Raw genomic sequence first — 16,408 nt, 5'->3', positions numbered from 1 at the left:
ACATTACCGGATCAGGTTGATAGCGCCCTTTTTGTCTACTACCGTTCCATCCGTCAACTGCAGCCTGCACACATAGATATACACGCCGGAAGGTTGTTCCTTTCCTTTGTAGATACCATCCCAGCCTCTTGACTGAGTATTGGTCTCGAACACTTTTTCACCCCACTGGTTGAAGATCATGAAGTGCACGCTCTTAATGATATAGCCATACACTTTCAGCACATCATTCAAACCGTCGCCGTTCGGCGAGAAAGCATTGGGGATGAAAACTCCGTCCGGCAAGGTTTTGCCTGTAACCGGGGCTGACAATTTATCTTCACATCCTTTGGCTTTTACGATCAGCGTAACGCTTTGTACAGGTTGCAGACCGGTAACCGTATGTGTGAGGCCTGTTTCACCGGAAGTGGGAATGTTCCAGGTGCTGCCGTCGTCAATAGACACTTCGTAACCTGTTGCATTCGGTACTGCGGCCCATTTGAACCGGATCAGGTTCACGCCTACGGAATCTACTTCAGCTACAGGCGTTACCAGCAGCGGGAAGACAGTCACCACTGCTTTTGTGCGTGCTTCGCCTGCGCAACCTGCTTTCACTGCTTCTACATAGTAAGTGGATGTGTTGGTGATACCAGGTATGGTGAAGCTGCTGCCGCTGCCGATCACCGTGCCGCCGGTAATTGTACTGTACCAGTTGTAGGTTACATCCGGGTCAGGATTTTGTACCTCGAATGTGGCATCAGACCCTGCGCACACCATCAGCGAGTCTTTCACCAGCGATACCTGCGGAGCGGCATTCACGGTTACAGGGATGGTGGTATCTCCGATACAACCTTCTTCTGCAATGATGCTCAGCTTCACATTGTATACGCCTGCTGCATTGAATTTCTTAGCCGGGTTTTGTATGATGGAAGTATCTGTATCTCCGAAATTCCATTTCCACTGGTCTACTCCTACCCCGTTTGCAGTGGTCACTATTCCGTTGAACCGCGCGGTATCGCCGATACAACCGGAGTAAGACACGTCAAAGTCAACCACAGGCGCCGGTATCACCGTTACAGGCAGGATTGTTTCCAGGCTGTTGCCGCAGCTTTCTATATCAGGGTGCGTCATCACAATGGGCACGTAGTAGGTACCCGGCGCAGAGAACACGTAGTTGGAATCTACGGTGAACTCGAAGTATTTCCGGCCGTTCACCTCAACGGAATCAACCGGTACAGGATTGGTCTGAGTTACATCTATATGGGATGCCAGGTTGCTCACTTCGCTGAACTTCCATGTTAGCATGGTAGGCTTCACAGAGATCAGCATAGAGAAGCGGAACGGTGTTTTGGCGCAGGTGTATTTATTGGCCTGGCCACTGCCATTGTAAATGTTATTGAAGGATGGCAGGGCGTTCAGGTTCTTCACCAGCGTACCGGCATTATAGCCATAGCTTTCTGCACTGCCCTCGCCGTAGGTAATGGCGGTAAAGGCAGAATCACTGGTCACAATACATTGTGCCTTGTCTGCATCCCAGCGTTTTACCACTACGGTGTAGCCGGGCATATTGTGATGCTGGTATACAAAATCAAAGGAGTTCGTACCGTCTATGAGCAATGAAGGCACACCGGCAGTAGGAATGATCACGGTGAGATAGTTCACCACGATGCCTTCCTCTGTATTGCGGTATAATCCCATCTTCTTAATACCCTGCTCCAGCGGACTGAGATAGATCATTTCAGGATCGCCATCGCTCAGGGTGTTCGGACAACCGCTATAGGAAGCCATATACTGCGCCACCATTACCGGCTGATCTGCCTCAATACGGTCTGCACTATCGCTTTCAAACTGGTAGTAGCGTTTGTTGATCAGGTTCGTTAAGAGCTTACCATTCCTCGTTACCTTGGTAGCGGTATCTTTTACCAGTACGCGGTAAATATTGGTCATCAAAGAAGATGGATCAACATCGATGGAAGTAGGCGCTGTCAGGTAGCGCTTACCCCATGCCTGTGAAGGGAAGTTCTGCTGGATGAGGTTATCACCATTACCACCGGTGCCGCCGTCGCAATTGATAGATGTACGGCTACTACCGGAGAATACCGCGATCGGGTAACATTTACCAGCGGAGTTCTGTACAGATCTTACCCGGCTGCCGGAGAGGTCAAATCCTGAGCTGGAGCCCTCGCTCAATAAAGCGCCCAGCACCTGGTATACTTCTCCCCTGTTCAGTGTTACTTTGAAAGGCACTTCTGCAGGACGGCCTGCCAATGTGCGCTGACTGGGTATGATCTCTACCTCGGTGTTGTCATACGCGGCTACTACATAGAACCAGGAATAGGTATTGGATGAATAGCTTTGTTTGGTAGAAAGCGTGTAATATTCATAGCCGTAGGTACCTACTGGCAACAACATGGTAGCGCCTGAAGAGGTATTACCATAGATGTGCGCATAGGCTACGATCGGTATATCGCTTTCAATACTGATACCTCTTTCAGAAGCGCCTTCCTGCAGCAGGCGTGCGTCAAACAGGCCGGTCTTCGGTAATTCCTCACTGGTGATCACCGTGTTGGCAGGTATATGGTAACGCTTCGCATAGGAAGTACCATTGATACGCACTGTTACATTCGCAGAATCTTCTGCGCTGAGATACAGCACCATACCTTGCTCATTGTAAGAGCTGTAGTTGGGATCAAAGAACTGGTGATGGCCGTAACCTACCCAGAAGCGGGTGCCCCTGTTGGAGCTGTCTGCCGGCTGCAGGGTAATGGGTGGTGTCACCATATTGCCTTTCAGGCCGGTGTATTTATCCAGGTTAGGCAGGCTGGTATCTGCAATGATGTTTTCTATATCGTCTATCATGCTGCTGTCGTTCACTTTCCATGCGTTGTTCGCGTCTGTTCTGCCCAGCCTGATATCCGTTTGCTTTTTGAAAGCACCCTGCCATGAATCCACGAAATATTGCTGCACAGAGAAGCCGCTGGCAGGCGCGCTGGCGTCTACATCTGTATAGAAGTACATGAACTCTTTGCTCTGATCTACATTGGGCGGTATTACACCGGAGTAGCGCCTTACGCCTACGGTATCAGGTGCGGAGGGCCCCCAGGTGATCTTGGTCACCGTATCAGTACCGAACATAAACGTCTGCGTGATGCCAGGCGCCGGTTGAGCCGGTGTGCCCGGTAATGCAGGCGGCAATACGGTTGGCAGGAATTCATAGGCGCCCATATCAGGTACCCCTGCAATCAGCGTAGTGGGCCTGATGCTGTCTTTAATGTCACGGTCGTTACCAGGCACCTGTACACCACGGCCATGGATCGCCCATACATCCGGTACGTTCACTGCAGGTTCCAGGGTAGAGTCATTCTCAAATGCGGGTTTATATACAATAGAGCTGAGATCCAGGTTGCTGGTATCTCTCCATAATTGCAGGTTGGCATAGCTCTCTGCGGGCGTGCCTCTGCGTACCAGGTTGTCGCCTGTTGTATAGAAGGTATTGTAATCGCTGTTAAGCACATCCGGGTCGTTTGCATACAGGGCATTACCACCTGCCTGGTGAGAGAAGATGTTATTACGCAGCTTCACAAAACCGTCGGGATTGAAGTAAGCCGCCGCATTGTTGGTAGCGGAGGTAGCCGTGCTCAATACGGAGTTATTGTAATAGTTGGTGAACTCATCCTGGTAGCTGTACAAACCATAAGCGGTGCTGCCGGATGTTTTAATGCTGATAACGTTATTCACCACGTCGTTATAGCTGGAATAATAGTTAGCCAAACCATACAGGCTGCCGGTATTGTTGCTGAAGGCTTTGATCCTGTTATTGGCGATCCTGCCAGGCAGCAGCTGTGTAGCATCGCTATAGTACACATAGATACCATACACGGTGCTGGTAGTGTTCCTGATATTTACCGTATTGCCAATTACCTGGTAGGCCGTATCACTGTAACCTGCATAGAGACCGTAGGTGGTAGTGCTGCGCGGAGCGTTTACGTTCAGGGTGTTCCTGCTGATCCTGACGCGGTTGGTGTAGTAAGTATAGATGTTATACTGGTAAGATCCGGTAACGGTGTTGCTGTCTATCACCAGTTTAGGCAACAGGTCATCTGTAGCCGTACCGGATATATTGATACCACTGCTGCCGTTATTAACGGTGTTACCTTTGATCACGTTATTCGCGCCCTTCAGATCATCTGCATAGATACCCACCACACTGGTCGTGCTGCTGGAAGACACCGGCGCATTAATGATATTATTCAGCAGGCTGTCAGCAGCAGCCGTATTGGCCAGTTCCACTACCCTGCCATTGCTGGTGCCGTTTGATTTGATGGTGATCTCTTTATAGGTCACATAGCTGGCACTATCGAGCTTCAGCACATAATTAGCGACGCTGGTATTCGTAAATGCCAGTGTTACAGAAGCAGCATCATGATCGCGGCTCTGGAAGGTGATGCGGCTCGTATCAGAAGCGCCGTATACCCGGTGCATCCTTACCTGCTCTGTATAGGTACCGGGGAACACGTTAAAGGTCACCCATCCTGCAATACCGCATTCCAGGGCGGCCACTGCCTGTGTAAAGGATTGGTAGTTCCTGTTACCTACCGGAGCGGCCGGGTTGATGGTATAGAAGCCAGCAGGCAGCGGGGCGTTCATGTTCACAAATGCGGGCGTTGAGTAGGCCGTATCTGTTCCGCCGCAGATGATCATACAACGGAAATAGTTCTCCATTGTAAGCTCTGTTTTGAATTCTTTCACGTAGCGGGTTTCACTGATCGCTCTCCAGGGACCTGCAGCTGTTTTCCCTGCAAACCACTGGTACACCTGCCCACCGCCTGTTGTATTGCCATTCAGCGTGAGCGCGATATTAGCGCCCAGGCACACATTGGAAGCAGGATTGGCCACTGCTGTACCAGCTACCGGTGGCGCCACGCAGGGCGGTATGCTGATCTCGAATGCGCCGATATCAGGTGTAGTAGTGCTTCTCGTAATGCCTCGTATATCAATGGGCACATTCAGCGGGGTACCGGTATTATCCAGCGGAGAGATCACCGGCGACAGGTTGCCTCCGGCAAGATCTGCGTAGATAGGATCTGTGCTGATGCTGTTCGCATCCTGGAAGGCGGTAGCCTGCCAGGCCTGCAGCGTAGCAATGTCGGCGCCGTAGTAACCAAAATAGCTCTGCGTGCCGCTCACATAGAAGTCGTTGTAGTCAGACGTGATATCGCTATTGGTGTTACCGATATAAAGACCATGCTTACGGCCGGTACCTGTACGTGTAACGGTGCCGATGTTATTGAAGATCCGTATACCAGCCACTTCGCCTTCTACATAGTACGCCCTGGTATAATCCGTTCCTGTATAGGAGGCATCATCCAGGGACACGGTGTTATGATAGTAATAGTTATTATCTGCGTAATAGTTGGTGATACCGTACTGGTAGCTCTTACCATTGATGTGATACACCAGGTTGTTCACGACCAGGTTTTCCTGTCCTTCTTCTGCATTGGCATACTGCACATAGATACCGTAGAAATCATTGGTACTGTTCGGTTCACCGCCAAAGGGATTGGTAATGGTATTGCGGGATACCAGCAGCTTATTGCTTTCATAGTATACACTGATACCGGTCACCGTGTAACTGCTGTTAGCACGGGTAGGACGGCTGATCGTATTTCCCTCTACCACGCCGTTGGCAGAATAGCTGATGCTGATACCCGTTGCATAGAATTCGCGTACATCGTTATTGGTAACACGGTTATTCTTCAGCATCTTGTCGTCATCACCATACAAAGTAATACCATAGTAGCCACCGATGACGGTATTACGGTCAAAAGTATTGCCATCGCACAAGGTAGCGCCAGAGCTGGTCGCACTGTTATCAGAAGCGCTTACAACGATACCTGCATATTCTGTATAGGTTTCCGTAGTGGAAGTAATGATCCGGCATTTGCGGATGGTATTGCTGTCTGCATTGTTGATCAGGTGCACGCCAAATCCATAGTCGCCGCTACCGGTGGCATCTATTACCAGGCTGTCAAAGGTCACATGATCTGTGCGGCGCAGCTTGATCACGGCGCGTTCGTCTGTATCGGTAGAGCTGAACTTAATCGTGTTGCCGTTGCCCCTGAATGTAATGGTATTAACAGCGCTTGCGCCGGGAATGGAATCCAGGATCAGCTGCTCCAGGTAAGGCGTACCGCCTGTCTTCACGTCGAAGATCACGGGGCCGGCAATACCGCATTCCAATGCAGCCTTGGCAGCATTAAAGCTGTTATAGGTCTTAGGCGTTCCCGGGGCTGCATTTTTATCAATGGTATAAGTATCGCCCGGCAGCGCCTGTGTAACCGTTAATTGTACAGGTGCAGAATAAGCCGTGTTACCGCTACAGGTCACCGCTACCCTGTACCAGGAGGTAACAGCGGCAGTAATGATTGTATCCGGGTTGGTTAGCGGGCTGCCCAGGTTAGTGTATGGACCTGCTGCGCTAGCCGACACCTGCCACTGGTAGGTCTGCGTTAAGCCCACCGTATTGCCGGTGAGACTAAAAGGCACCCGCACATTCACACACACCGGGCTAAGGGCCACGGTGGCTGTACCGGGTGTAGGAGGTACGGTACAAGGCGGAGGGGTGAATTCATAAGCGCCGATATCCGGTGTGGTAGCGCTGCGGGCTGCGCCGTTAATATCGATAGGATAACCGGCCGCTATACCGCGGTTATCAATAGAAGCGTTCACCGGGCTGTAATTACCTGTAGACGTTGAAGTAAACATCGGGTTAGATGTCAGAGAAGTAGTATCGTATCCGCCAGTAGCTGTTTGCCAGTTAGACAAAGTAGGCTGGTTGGCAGTATAATAACCGATAAAGGCATTACCTGCATTAGGCGCAATGAACAATACGTTCCTGTCTGAAATAATACTGCTGGTGGTGGTGCCAATGTACAGCGCATGCTTGGGACCAGGACCAGTGCGGGTAATGGCGACAATGTTATTTACGAAAGCCACACCATCCACCTGGCTGGTAGTGATGTTCAGGCCGCGGGTAGCGTAGGAAGCGCTGGTAGTGCTGCCATCCAGCGCAATCGTATTATGGTAATAATACACGTTGTCTGAACTGCTGTTATAGAAAGCATACGCAGCTCCTGCGCCGGTAATATTATAAATGAGGTTATTGGCGACAATATTCTCCAGGCTTACCAATGCATCCACACCGGTGAAATACACCCCGTAAAAATCATTCGTATTGGTGAGCGAACCGCCAAAGGGATCAGTGATCCTGTTGCGGTAGATACTGTCTTTGGTATTCAGCTGGGTAAGATAAACGCCGTAGAAATCATCGACCGTAGTCCGCGTCGGACGGCTGATCGTATTTCCCGTGATCGATGTATTAAAGGTATAGCTCAGGTACAGACCGTAGGTGTAGAAGTCTTTCACCTGGTTGTTCAGGATCTTGTTACTTCCATTTGCAAAATTATCGCTTCCTACCACGGTAATACCATAATAGCCGCCGGTAATATTGTTACCGCTAAAGACGTTGGCATCGCATTTCGCATCACCACTGCTCGTTGCCGAAGTGGCGGAAGAGCTGATCACAATACCCGCAAAGTTGGTGGAGGTAGCAGTAGTATTTATATTAATGGTACAATTATTAACGACGTTGGAATCCGCATCGTTCATCAACTGTACACCGTAACCATATTCTGAAGACGTGGAACCAGTTGCCTCGATCACCAGGCCATTAAAAATGATGTGATGTGCACCGTCCAGTTTAATAGTAGCCCTTTCAGAACCGTTAGTAGCTTTATAAGAGATGGTCTGACCATTACCGTTAAACGTCACCGTATTAGTGGCAGACGCGCCTGGTACGGGCGCCATCACCAGCTGCTCGTTGTAAACGCCGCTTCCGGCTAATACATTGAAGACAACTGCATTACTGATGCCGCACTTAATATAGTTATACGCATCATTGAAGGAGTTAAAGTTGCGGGCCACCACAGGGTCTGTAGGCGCTCCCTTATTGATGGTGAAAACACCGGATACCAATGTGGGAGATGATACCTGCACGCTGGCAGATGGCGCAGCAGCGCCACCGCTGGTACAGGTAACGATACAACGGTAATACGTGCTGGTAGCCTGTGTAGTGGTATAACCGAGCGTAGTGGCGCCCGGTATATTGGTCCAGGTACTATTATTGGGAGATGATTGCCATTGATAGCTTAAACCGGAAGCCACTGTGGCGCCGGTCAGGCTGAGTGAAAAAGTACCGCCCAGGCAAACGCTGCCCATGCTGCTAACAGCGGTACCGCCGTTAGGCGTTCCGGTACAGGGTGGAGCTGCCTGCCAGGTAAAGATAATATTGGGGCGGGTGGATGCAGTACCATTGGTAGTGGCGCCCGTATAGCCACAAAGGCTTCCCTGTCCGTCCGCCGCATAACCGCGGGAGGCATTGAATGGAAGACCGGTGGTCCAGGGCACGGTGGCATTGCCGCTCCAGTCGTCGCCGCCGTTGCACACCTCTACTATAATATTGTCCGTACCATTCCAGAAAAAAGATCCTCCGGCAAACGGGAACGCGTTGATACCCATTACAGGCGTGTAATCTATGGGGCCGTAGCGCGCTGCGCCGGTATTCTCCCAGCCGGTAGTGGTAAGGCTGTTCAGGGAAGTAGTAGCCATCTTGATGGAATATTGTTCAATTACTTCCATGCTGTTCAGAGCTACTACATTGAACTTTACAGCACTGATCATGCCGGGGCCCATGCCTGCGGCAGTCAGCTCAGATGCTCTGAATAGATATTGGGCGCGGCTGCCTTCCCAATAGTCCTGTAATGGAGCGGGAAACGAACTGTTCCCGTTACCGGTGGTGCCTGTGCCGATGCTGATATCTGTCTGCGCCAGCGCGCTGGAAGCCAGCAACAGGAGCATCAGGCCGGGGATGAGGGTTTTTCTGAATAGTACAGTAAAAATATTTCGCATAACAGTACTTTTTTCAATCATTGATATAGCTTTATATAGATCACTTGAACCAGGTTATCCAGGTTTTACCATCCCTGGCGCTGACCATGTCCCAGGCCAGCGGTGCTATCTGTACCAGGTAGTAGCCTGCTGCATCGGTCAGCTGTAACCGTGTTCTTGTAATAGGGGTTTGATCTGCAGGAAATTCTCCGAGGTAACCGTAATAGGAAAAATTCACTCTTCCATCGGCGCTGAATGCGGGTTCCCTGAAAGCAGGGCCGTATCTCAACGCAGCCTCATTATCCTCTACTGTTACAAAGCCCAGGAGCTCATAAGGGCTGCCGTCATACTGAGGCCAGAAGCCCATGAAATAATAACCAGGGAGATCGCTGACACCAAATGCATCATCTACGCCGTTGGAATGAAAGCCGGCGGGGCCTATCCAATAAGTAAGGCCTTTGCCTTGTTCCCACCAGCGCCGGGGACCTTCTATCTCAGGCGCCAGCGGTTTGGTGAAGCCGGTGATGGTAACGTTCTCTCCATTTGCAGTGCCTTTTATTACCTGGCTGCCCGCGTCCCAGCTAATGTTCTCAATGCCGGCGATGGTCTGCTGGCCATCTGTCATGGCAGGCGCAAATGCCACTCCTTTGGGCGTGTAATAAAATCCTGTCACAAACTCATGCCTTACACCGCTCTCATCCAGCCATATGAACATGATGAAATGGCCGGGCTTGTTGATAATAATATCATATTGCTTACCGCCGGCCGTTAGCCTTTTCCAGTAAGTGATGAAGTCCGTGATATGATCAAACTCCCGGTTACGCTGCAGGCTTATGTAATCAGCCTGTTCCTGCTGGGTAGCCTTTACGAGATAAGCTTCGCATTTATTGAACCTGCCGGTCAGCTTGATGGTATCGCCGGATATGCTGTCCAGCGAAAATTCGAAGTCAGAACTGAGGCCGGAGCCGTAAGCGCCGCCATTCACGCCCGCATCCGGATCGGATAACAAATGCACATAAGAATAAGTATCGAACAATAAACAGGGCTGCTGCAATGCTTTTAGGCGATAGCTGCTCTCCTTCAGGGTGGTAGCGGTACTTGCATCAAAATCAGAGAACATGGTCACCCTGTTGGCGTCATTGAACTTGAAATAGAATCCGAACACGCTGCGGGGGATTCCCTTGGGGAAGATCAGCCCTTTCCAGCCGTAAGGCGCCTTCACGAGCTCCTGTTGGTATTTGTTTAAGGTGGCAGTGATCCTCGCATCCGGCGATTGGTCAAAGACCGGGTCATCCTCTTTTTTACAAGCGGTGAAAACGGTGATGATAAGGACCAGGCATAATAAATATTTTCTCATAGTGTTGGTTTATGTTGTATGACGTGTGCCGCACGTTTGTACTCAATACAGCAGTTGATCTATTGTTTTACGGGTTTTAGCCTGCAGGCTGTAGAAATCTATTTTCCAGACCGTTTTAAAGTAGTCCACTACCATGGTCTCCTTCCTCCGCAGGCGTGCTTTGGCGTCTGCCTGGCTCATGCCGTTGATACTGGTGCCCGGGGGAATGCTGTTCACGATCTTATCAAAACCACCCTTGCCTTCTACCAGCATCATAGAGATCATCTCCACAAAATCCTCATCGTAGGCAGACATGGCGTAAGCAGTGACAAAGCCGTCCTGCCTGGCCGCAGCATCGGAGATATTATTCCAGTTACCGGTGTAATAACCCGTGCTGATCTGCTTAAACTCCTGGGGGTACATAATTGTCTGATGCAGGATATGCCCGAACTCATGTTCTATTACATGGAATAGCTGTTTTACATTGGAAGAATCGGAAGGCACATAACCCGGCATATCCTTCGTGCGGAAATCATTCAACAGGTAGAGCACTACCTTGCGGCCACCTTCTGCTGTACCCAGTGTAATGGTGCCGTTCTCATTCCAGCTGGCGCTGCCAGACAGGATAAAGAACTTGGGGCTGTATTTTTTAAAGAAGGTTAGTCCTGCCTCTTCGATGTAGTTGTTGATCCACACCTTTTTGATAGCAGACATCACCGGTATAACCTTTTCTTCTTTAGGAGGCACCAATACTTTATTAAGCTCAAATTCAAACTGGTCCCATTTATATTTCACTGCGATATTAAAAGGCATAGTCAGCGTATCATACAGCCAGCGGTCCAGGGGGCCTGGCGCCCAGGTATCGCCACCCAGTCCGGGAATGTCTTCTATCTCACCCAGGTCATCTTCTTTGGAGCAGGCCGCCAGCAGTGCCAGTGATAAGCAGAACAAAAGCGTTTTTATAGTCTTCATACTTGGTTATTTTATTTTGCGCCGGGCAAATGATATTTATCTTGGGTTTAATGCGATACCGGAAGTGGTGGCCGATTGCGGGATCTGTAACACCCTGCGTTTATCATCGGCAGTCAGCACGTACACCTGGCCGGTCCTTGTGCCGTGGGTAATCTTTACCTTGTAGCGTTGCAGATCAAACCAGCGCATACCTTCCTGCACAAACTCAGCGCGTTTGAAATCAAGTATCGTGGCGATCAATCCTGCCTGTATATCATTGGTACCGTAATAAGACCGGATCTTGCCACTGGTAACCGCATGCTGGGATGCATCGTAGTTGCTGATCCTTTTGCTGGCAAAGAGGTTAAGATCCTGTAACACCGCGGCGGTGTTACCCAGGTAGGCATTGGCCTCTGCCCGGCTAAACAGCACCTCTTCCGTAGTGAACAAGGGGACCATCACATAAGGATCACCGATGGTGGCGTTTACAGATGCCTTTACAAAGTATTCTGTAAGCTTGGGCACGAAATAATCCTGGTTGCCGTAATAGTATACAGGATACGCCCATTTACCACCTGTTACGTTATAGGCAAGTATGGCCGACTGCCGCGCGTAGTCCATACCATAACGGTAACGGGAACCATTCCTTCCATAGAGGGAAGCAGTTTCCGCCAGCAGCAGGTTCGCATTTTCAGTAGCGTTGGCGTAGGTATTCCAGATCTGTGCCGGCGACATATTAGCATAGGTCGTGTTCCAGGGCCGCATGTTGGCCGCCAGGTCATTATTGCCAAACACCTGGTTGGCATATTCCAGCACCTTGGCATAATCCTTTTTGAAAAGGTAGTAACGGGTAGCAAAAGCATAAGCAGCGGCCCTGTTAAAGTGATAACGTGGAACTGCATAAATGTCATCACTGATCAATGGCAAGCCTTCCAAGAGATCTTTTTCCACCATATCATAAACATAGGCCACTGTCTTACGCTCGTATTGTTTGATCACCACCGTTTCCGGCTCCGTTACATAAGGTATACCGGGGTCTGAAGCGGCAGTGGCGGGATCATAAAATTTGGAGAAGAAGCTCACCAGCATGAAGTGGGCATAGGCCCTTGCCACCAGCGCCTCTCCGCGCTGACGGCTGTAGGCCTGCGTATTACCGGCCTTATCGCAGGCCTGCAATGCATGGTTAGCGGCAGAGATGGCATTATAACAGGCATGCCAATACGCTTCCGGTGAGTCTTCCTTATCGTTCTGCACATCATTGAATAGAAAGGGGTCCTGGTTCACCCGTTCTATCACACCTGTGCCCTTATCGGTCACATTATCCGTCATCGCTTCGCAGAAGGTGATGTAGTTGGATTTAGGATAAGCAGTTCCCAGTAAGCGGGAAACCTTTTCCGGTGTGCTGAGATCTGTCCAGGTGCTGTCTGGCACCTGGTCCAGGTATTTGTTGCAACCGGCCAATATCATCGTTCCTAAAAACACAGAGAAGATTATGATACGTTGTTTTATCATACTGTCTTTTTTAAATACCTACTTTTAATGAGAGCGTGAATTGTTTCTGGATAGGCTGTGCAACACCGCCCGAATTGAAGAACTCCGGGTCCTGTCCCTTTAATTTCTTGTCTGCATAGATCAGCCAGGGGTTAATAGCTGCCGCGGTAACCGACATCGTGCTCAGGCCTGCCCGCTTGATGAGCGCCGGCGGCATCTGGTAAGTGAGCGATACGGTTTTTAAGCGGATAAAGTCCCCCTTTGCCACCCTTTCTGTTGAAAAGTTGTAATTGTTATAAGGATAGGCGCCGCCAAACAGGATCTGTTCAAAGGCATCCACAATGGAAGGCACCTTTGTCAGCTTCTCTTCGCCCGGCATCATCCAGCGGTCATAGAACTCTTTAGGCATGGCGTCCAGGTCAGAGTAATCTGTTTTGAAAGCCGGGTACAAACGGATCTTGTTGCCCCACTGGTAAGTGAAGAACACATTCAATGAAAATGCCTTGTAGTTAAAGGTGTTGGAGAAACCGCCTGTTACGGGCGGGTCTACCGGTCCTTCATATACCAGGTGCGCGGTCTGATTATCCTGCAGGTATACATCAGACTTATTGTTTCCATTCTGGTCTACAAACAGGGGAAGACCGGTGCGGCCATCGAGACCTTTATACTGGATAGAGAAGAGGCCCCGTACGGGGTATCCTTGTTTGTTACCACCTTCTGCCACCACCAGGTCAAATATGGATGGGATGTTCTTGGCATTGGTGATCTTGTTGGTGTTATAACCGAAGGTAAGGTTGCTTCTCCAGCCCCAGTCCTTCCGTCGTATGATCTGACCGCCGATCATTACTTCCACGCCTTTGGATTGCATATCGGCATAGTTGGCGGCTTTATAGATCTCACCGCCGATGCCGGAAGTCTTGATAATGCTGATCAGGTCAAAGCTCTTGCGGGTGTAGAGGTCCATGTTGAGAGTCAGCCTTCTGTCAAAGAAGCCTGCATCTATACCCAGGTTGGTAGTATATAATTTTTCCCATGTGAGATCCTCATTCTGCAAATGGGCCAGTTTAATAACCGACTCCACTTCATTGAGATGAGGACGATTGGTGTTGATGGTTTGATACACAATGTTGGAGTTGGTGGCAGGCCCCATACTGGCCGTTAGTCCGTAACTGGCCCTCAGCGTCAGGTAGTCAACCACGTTTACCCGTTGCATAAAAGGCGCTCTGTCCACATTCCAGGAACCTGCCACGCTCCATGTAGGCAACCACCGGGCCTTGCGGGACTGCCCTAACCGATTAGAGCCGTCATAACGGGCCGTACCGGTCAGATTATACTTACTATCGTAAGCATAGGTGGAGGTTGCGTAAAAAGCGGCAAAGCGATCGTAATCTTTGCTCATGCCGTAGTAAGGAAAATTGCCTTCGATGGTTTGTTTAAGGATACGGTAATCAATAAAGGGTACGCCGCCATTTTCATACTGGTATCCATACCCTGTATTGGAAGCTGCCTGGCGGTCGGCGTATTTCACCTGCTGACCTACCAGTAGGTTCAGGTTATGCTTCCCGCGAAAAGTGTTGGTATAGGTAAGGCTGTTGCGGAAGTCATAGTTCACCAATTGGTCTTCTGAGCGGTTGTAGAATCCGCCGTAGGGCAATACCACAATAGGCTGCCCGTCGGGATTATTCGGATCCCTGTAAAGGAATTTATTATTCTCTGCAATAGTAGCGTTGCCGTTTGCACGATAAGCATTCGCCATATTGGCGTTCTCCGTGATCTGGTGCTCGCGGGAAGATTTCACATAACGCAGGGCGCCTACAAACTCGTAACGCAGGTGGTCGGTGAGCTTAAAGGAGAGATCTCCCTGCAGGCGCAGGTCGATCATATTCAGGTTCAGGTAATTGTTCTGCAGTTCATTGATGATGTTGAAGGGCGCAAAATTTCTTCTGAAGTATTCAAGGTTACCATTCTCGTCAAAAGCTGTTAAAGTGCGGCTGGTATTGAGCGAATAGCTGAATGGATTGATATCGAAATCACGGTCATACTTACCTTCCACGGGGTTGCTGGTACGTGTTAAAGCGCCCGGCGCCCTTTGCTGCCTTACAGATCCCAATGTAGAAAAACCGGTAGAGAGCCGGTCAGAGAATTTATAATTATTGCGATAATTAACGGTGTACCGGTTCACCTTATCGCCTATCGTCCAGCCGTTATCACCATAATAGCTGGTGGAGAAATAAGATTGCGATCTTTCAGTTCCGGTGGAGATGCTTAAAGAATGCTCCTGGATAAAATTGTTACGAAAAAGAATATCAAACCAGTCAGTGTTGGCTCTGGCATAACGCATCAGGAACTCCTTCCTGGCGGCAGGCGTGTTTTCCAGTGGAAAATTGCCATTATCGTCTCCGTTCAGGCGCTCGTACATTTTGCCGTATACGCCTATATCTCCGCGGGAAAGGATGTCGGAGGTAAGGATGCCTTTACGCTCCAGTTCTCCCAGTACAGACATCTGCTGGGCGGAGTTCATAATGTTGTAATTGCTGTATGAAGGTTTTAGCTGGGTGCTGAAGTTACCGGTGTAGGTTACAACTGCCTTGCCTACACGTCCCTTTTTTGTAGTGATCACCACTACCCCGTTCATCGCGCGGGCGCCATATAATGCAGTAGCGGCGGCATCCTTCAGGATGTCGAAGCTTTCAATATCGTTGGAGTTAAGACCTGCCACCGCAGAACCCAGCAAGGTGGTAGGATCACCGCTGGACAACTGATCATTGGATATGTTCACCACATCTTCGAGTACTACACCATCTACCACCCATAAAGGTTTGTTATCACCGTTAATGGAAGTAGCACCGCGGATACGCACTTTAGGAGCGGTACCAAAAGTGCCGGAAACGTTTTGTATCGCCACACCGGCCACACGTCCTTCCAGCATGCGGCTGACATCAGCCACCCCTTCTATTTTGGCGTCTTCCATCTTCAGGCGGGTAGCGGCGCCGGAGAATTTGTTCTTATCGATATTCTGGAAACCGGTCACCACCACTTCCTGTAAACTTGTGGGCTTCTCTCTCAGCTGTACCGCCAGCAGGCCTCCTTTAAAAGTGCTGAGGTTCACTTCCTCCATCCGGTAGCCCGTACCACTGAACACCAGTACGGCGTCGCTGCTGATACGCTTCAGCTCAAACTCCCCTTTCTCATTGGTGATAGCGCCGCGTGCAACTCCTTTCACACCAACGGTGATGCCGGGTAAGGGCTCTCTCTTTTCAGAAGTAACGACTCCCTTTACATCGATAATGCCTTTTTGCTGTGGTATGATCACCGGTTCGATGCTGAGCGCCTCTGCAGTGCGTGCGGCTTTCTTCTCCACCTTACGGATAACAATACGGTCATATACCAGTGAGTAAGAAAGGGAATAGGGCGTGAGCAGCTTATCAAGCAGTGCGCCTACTTTTTCATCATGCGCATGAACGGTCACTTTGTTAATGTCCAGTGCTTCGTTATTTACATACACAAATGATATATCCGCCAGGTCGCCTATTCTCTCCAATGCATCTTTCAGCAGCACGTCCTTCAGTTCGACGGTGATCTTTTTGTCGAGCGCGTTCTGTGTGCTCATACCTGCGGCCTCCGGGCTTTTCATCGTGCTTAGTAAGAGCATCAGCACCAGTGTTGATAGTTTTAAAAAAAGCCTCTTTTTAATGCGCATCATTTAAT

General features: G+C 49.9%; 5 protein-coding genes. All 5 read right to left on the bottom strand.

All coding sequences use genetic code 11. From position 1 onward, the window contains the following. Positions 1 to 3: 3 nt before the first annotated feature. From ACR9Y8_RS25260 to ACR9Y8_RS25240, 5 genes are read right to left on the bottom strand one after another with little or no spacing between them, the layout of a single operon-like run. Complete coding sequence (locus ACR9Y8_RS25260) at positions 4 to 8,943, bottom strand: Ig-like domain-containing protein (protein WP_481216032.1); 8,940 nt, start codon at positions 8,941 to 8,943, stop codon at positions 4 to 6. Between the two features lie 40 nt (positions 8,944 to 8,983). After that, entirely contained in the window at positions 8,984 to 10,279 is a 1,296-nt protein-coding gene (locus tag ACR9Y8_RS25255) for a DUF4302 domain-containing protein (protein WP_481216031.1), read from the bottom strand. Positions 10,280 to 10,321: 42 nt separating this feature from the next. After that, a complete protein-coding gene (locus ACR9Y8_RS25250) occupies positions 10,322 to 11,230 on the bottom strand; it encodes a zinc-binding metallopeptidase (RefSeq protein ID WP_481216030.1) in 909 nt (302 codons plus the stop codon). A gap of 36 nt (positions 11,231 to 11,266) precedes the next feature. Next, on the bottom strand, positions 11,267 to 12,721 hold the full coding sequence (locus tag ACR9Y8_RS25245) for a RagB/SusD family nutrient uptake outer membrane protein (RefSeq protein WP_481216029.1): 1,455 nt from the start codon (positions 12,719 to 12,721) through the stop codon (positions 11,267 to 11,269). A gap of 10 nt (positions 12,722 to 12,731) precedes the next feature. Next, positions 12,732 to 16,352: a SusC/RagA family TonB-linked outer membrane protein gene (locus tag ACR9Y8_RS25240; RefSeq protein WP_481216028.1), complete on the bottom strand. Its 3,621-nt coding sequence runs from the start codon at positions 16,350 to 16,352 to the stop codon at positions 12,732 to 12,734. Between the last annotated feature and the right edge of the window lie 56 nt (positions 16,353 to 16,408).

This window comes from Chitinophaga sp. SVR4-12A (assembly GCF_056754765.1).
The sequence above is the reverse complement of the archived record's forward strand: the minus strand, read 5'-3'. Positions and strand labels throughout refer to the sequence as shown.